Raw genomic sequence first — 3,766 nt, forward strand, 5'->3', positions numbered from 1 at the left:
CCGGCCGCGGCCGCGCGGGGCGGCGGCGCGCGGGGCCTCCGGACCCGGACCTCAGGTGACGGCTCTCAAGGGCGCGTCCAACCCGGATCGCGGCCCGCCAGGCCGATGACGCGGTCGAGAAGGTCGGCGTCGTCCGGAACCGGGACCACCGGGCCGAACAGGGAGTCCTCCGCGTCCCCGTCCGCGTCGGCGTTCGGCGCAAGCAGCTCGAAACTGGACTCCAGGCTCGCCCGGTCGGCCGGGTAGTCCTCCCCGAGCGCCCGCGCCAAGTCCCAGCCGTGGATGAGGACTTCGTTGAGCGCCACGGGCCCCGCGACGGCAGCCGGGAAGGTGAGGCCCCCGGCCTGGGTCATGCCTTCCCATGCCTCGGGGACCCGCCAGGCGTCGGCCAGTTCGCCGAGCTGCCGGGGCAGGGCGGTACGCCAGTCCGCGTCCACGTCCGGCGTGACCGACCCGGGGTTGGTGGCGGTCGACGGCCCGAGGTCCTTCCGCGCGGCGTCGCGGAAGGCGGCGGTGAGGCCCACGAGGTGCCCGAGAAGATGGCGTACGCGGTACTCCTCGCACGGCGTGGGGGCGTCGAGCTGGTCGTCCCGTACCTGGGCCGCGAGGTCTGCGACGAGCTTGACGGCAGGCCCGAAGTCGGGGCCGGGGACGGCGCCGGGCGTTGCCGAGGGTGCGGGGGTCTCGGGTGTGGTCATGGCGGCGGGGTCTCCTCTGAGGTCCGGGGTCCAGGTCGGCCGGCGGCCAGATCGCCGGCCACAGGTGGCGCTACAGAGATAGGGACTGACCGCGGCCCGCAAACTCATCGCTCCGCGCCGAAGGCGTCGGCTCGGCCTTCGAGGGAACTGTTGGGCGACGGCCGTCGAGCCCCAGCGGTCACCCCGTGGTCCTCAAGCGGCGGTGGTGACACGCCGAGCGGCCGACCGCGCCGCCGCGGGCCGCCACCCCCGCAAGCTCGCCAACACCTGCTCAGCCCAGTGTGGCCCAGGTCACACGCGCCCGACGAAATATCCGGGGACTTCGTGTCCGTTTACCCGTGTGGACGTAATCGGGGAGCAAGTCCCCGTTTCCCCGCCGGGCCCGTCACCGGACCCCGACGGGACCGGCCGATCGCCACACAGGTGACCGGCAGGTGACCGGGCCCACGACCGGACCAGATGGCCCGGGCGCCAACCGGGCAGACGCGAGCAAGGAGGGCAGAGCCATGACCACCGCCGAGACGGCAGCCGTACGTGAGCGGCCCCGCCTGCGCGCCGACGCCCGGCGCAACCGGGAGCGCATCGTCGGCGCCGCCCGCGAGATGTTCGTCGAGTCCGGCGCGGACGTGCCGCTCGACGACGTCGCCCGGCGGGCCGGGGTCGGCAACGCGACGCTGTACCGGCACTTCGCGGACCGCCGCGAGCTCGTCCACGAGGTGGTGCTGTCCGTCCTGGAACGCATCATCGGCCGGGGCGAGGCGGCGATGGCCGAGGAGCCGGACCCCTTCGCTGCGCTGCGCCGTTTCGCGCACAGTGCGGCCGAGGAGAAGGTCGCCGCGGTCTGCCCGCTGCTCGCCGAGGACGTCGACAAGTGCCATCCGGACATGATCGCCATGCGCGAGCGCCTGGACGACGTGGTCGAGGAACTGGTCGAGCGGGCCCGGGCGGCCGGCCTACTGCGCAAGGACATCGGCCCGGGCGACCTGATGATGATCGTCACCCATCTCTCGCGGCCGCTGCCCGGCACCGGCTGCGCGGCGAACGACCGGTTCGTGCACCGGCACCTCGACGTCATGCTCGACGGCCTGCGCGACCTCGACCCCACCCCCCTGACCGGCTCGGCCGTGGCGGTCCGCGATCTGCGGCGCGTCGGCCGGGCGCAAGAACCCCGGCACGAGTCCGAGAGCTGACGTGCGGCGAACCCCGGAGCGAGTCCCCGATCCGACCCGCCGCGAACCCCGGAGCTGACCAGCAGCGAATCCCACTGCAAGAACCGCAGACCGATCCCAGAACGGCGACGGGAGCGGCCGATCCGGCCGGCGCCACAAGCGCGCCCCGTCCACCATCCGCGTCACCACACCCCACACCCAGGTGAGTACCCCCATGTCACAAACACCCCCGCCCAAGACGACTCCGGCCAAGACGACGCGTCCCGGCACGACCGGGCCCGAGACGACCGGGCCCGACCCGCGGCGCTGGAAAGCGCTCGTCTTCATCGCCCTCGCCCAGCTCATGGTGGTGCTCGACGGCACCATCGTGAACATCGCGCTGCCCTCCGCCCAGGCCGACCTCGGCATCTCGGACGGCAACCGGCAGTGGGTCATCACCGCGTACGCCCTGGCGTTCGGCGGACTCCTGCTCTTCGGCGGCCGCATCGCCGACCTCTGGGGACGCAGGCGCACCTTCATCGTCGGCCTCGTCGGCTTCGCGGTCGCCTCCGCGATCGGCGGCCTGGCCGCCAACACCGGCCTGCTGCTCGGCGCCCGCGCCCTCCAGGGCGTGTTCGGCGCGCTGCTCGCCCCCTCGGCCCTGTCCCTGCTGGCGGTGATGTTCACCGACGGCAAGGAGCGCGCCAAGGCGTTCGGCATCTTCGGCGCCATCGCCGGTGGCGGCGGCGCGGTCGGGCTGATCCTCGGCGGCGTGCTGACCGAGTACATGAACTGGCGCTGGACGTTCTTCGTCAACATCCCGTTCGCCGTCGTCGCGGCAGCCGGTGCCGTCGCCGTGATCAGCGAGCCGGCCGGCGGGCGCAACCGCTCGCCGCTGGACGTGCCGGGCGTCGTGCTCTCGTCCCTCGGACTGGGCTCGCTCGTCTACGCGTTCACCCGCGCCGAGACCGACGGCTGGACGTCCGGAGCCACGCTGGGCCTCTTCGCCGCCGCTGCGGTGCTCCTCGCGTCCTTCGTGTACGTGGAGAGCCGGGTCTCGGCACCGCTGCTGCCGCTGCGCGTCGTCACCGACCGCCGCCGCGGTGGGATCTACCTCTCGCTCGGCCTCGCGGTCATCGCGATGTTCGGCATGTTCCTGTTCATCACCTACTACCTCCAGGTGGTCAAGGACTATTCGCCGGTCGTCACCGGCCTGGCGTTCCTGCCGATGATCGCGGGCATGATCACCGGCTCCACGCAGATCGGCGCGCGGCTGATGACCCGTGTGCCGCCCCGGCTGCTGATGGGTCCGGGGTTCCTGACCGCGGCGGTCGGCATGCTGATGCTGACGCAGCTCGAGGTCGACAGCTCGTACGCCGGGCTGATCATGCCGGCGCAGCTCCTGCTGGGCCTCGGCATGGGCACCGCGTTCATGCCGGCGATGAGCATGGCCACGCAGGGCGTCCAGGCCCGGGACGCGGGCGTCGCCTCCGCGATGGTCAACACCTCGCAACAGGTCGGCGGCGCGATCGGGACGGCGCTGCTCAACACCATCGCGGCCAGCGCCACCACCGCCTACGCCACCTCGCACGCGGGCACCGCGGCCGAGCAGCTCAAGTTGGAGGCCATGGTGCACGGGTACGCCACCGCGATCTGGTGGGCCGTCGGCATCCTGACCCTCGCCTCGCTCATCGCGTTCACCTTCGTCAACGGCGGCCACGGCGGCAGCACGGTCGTCGCGGCCGGCGAGAGGGACGAGGCCGCGGCCGACGAACTCGCCGTCCCCGCGATGGCGCACTGAGGTTCGTACGACACGGTGAGGCCGAAGTGACCGTGGCGTGAAGTGACCGCGGAGTGAGGTGACCGCGGAGTGAGGTGACCGGGGAACCACCGATCGCCGCGTGCCGGATATCGTCCGGC

3 protein-coding genes are annotated in these 3,766 nt (G+C 72.7%); 2 read left to right on the top strand and 1 reads right to left on the bottom strand.

The genetic code is table 11. From position 1 onward, the window contains the following. Positions 1 to 65 precede the first annotated feature (65 nt). A complete protein-coding gene (locus ACRX5S_RS02935) occupies positions 66 to 698 on the bottom strand; it encodes a TIGR03086 family metal-binding protein (RefSeq protein ID WP_436771080.1) in 633 nt (210 codons plus the stop codon). A gap of 506 nt (positions 699 to 1,204) precedes the next feature. Here ACRX5S_RS02935 and ACRX5S_RS02940 point away from each other — a divergent pair. Beyond that, a complete protein-coding gene (locus ACRX5S_RS02940; RefSeq protein ID WP_436771081.1) occupies positions 1,205 to 1,888 on the top strand; it encodes a TetR/AcrR family transcriptional regulator in 684 nt (227 codons plus the stop codon). 193 nt (positions 1,889 to 2,081) lie between these two features. Continuing rightward, entirely contained in the window at positions 2,082 to 3,647 is a 1,566-nt protein-coding gene (locus tag ACRX5S_RS02945) for an MFS transporter (protein ID WP_436771082.1), read from the top strand. Positions 3,648 to 3,766: the final 119 nt, after the last annotated feature.

The sequence above is a fragment of the Yinghuangia sp. YIM S09857 genome, from assembly GCF_051388915.1.
In the GTDB taxonomy this organism is placed as follows: Bacteria; Actinomycetota; Actinomycetes; order Streptomycetales; family Streptomycetaceae; genus Yinghuangia.

Excerpts from the sequence above, each read along its gene's own strand:
- ACRX5S_RS02940 (WP_436771081.1), top strand. The coding sequence starts at position 1,205 with ATGACCACCGCCGAGACGGCAGCCGTACGTGAGCGGCCCCGCCTGCGC.
- ACRX5S_RS02935 (WP_436771080.1), bottom strand. The coding sequence starts at position 698 with ATGACCACACCCGAGACCCCCGCACCCTCGGCAACGCCCGGCGCCGTC.
- ACRX5S_RS02945 (WP_436771082.1), top strand. The coding sequence starts at position 2,082 with ATGTCACAAACACCCCCGCCCAAGACGACTCCGGCCAAGACGACGCGT.